Annotated in this window: 1 protein-coding gene; it reads left to right on the top strand. The window is 61.0% G+C overall.

What is annotated here, in order from left to right; all coding sequences use genetic code 11:
- Window positions 1–259, top strand: a 259-nt coding sequence (locus FVA95_RS30045) for a hypothetical protein (RefSeq protein ID WP_149666997.1), incomplete at both ends; no start/stop codon positions are given.

Raw genomic sequence — 259 nt, 5'->3', positions numbered from 1 at the left:
AGCAGCAGCCGTACTTGGTTTCACCCTGGCAGGTTGCACTGGCACCGCCATGAAAACCCAGCAATACGACGCTAGCCAATACACCGTGCTCGGCCACAGCGAAGCCAGCGCCACCGGCATCATGCTGCTGGGCGTCATCCCCATTGGCCAGAACAACCGCTTCGTGCGCGCCCAGGATGCAGCCATCAAGGCCAAGGGCGGCGACGCGCTGATCAACACCCAAGTGCAGGAAAAGTGGTTCTGGGCCTGGGTATTGAAC

The sequence above is a fragment of the Pseudonocardia sp. EV170527-09 genome (genome assembly GCF_008369905.1).
In the GTDB taxonomy this organism is placed as follows: domain Bacteria; phylum Actinomycetota; class Actinomycetes; order Mycobacteriales; family Pseudonocardiaceae; genus Pseudonocardia.
This window is presented reverse-complemented; position numbering and strand designations above follow the sequence as displayed.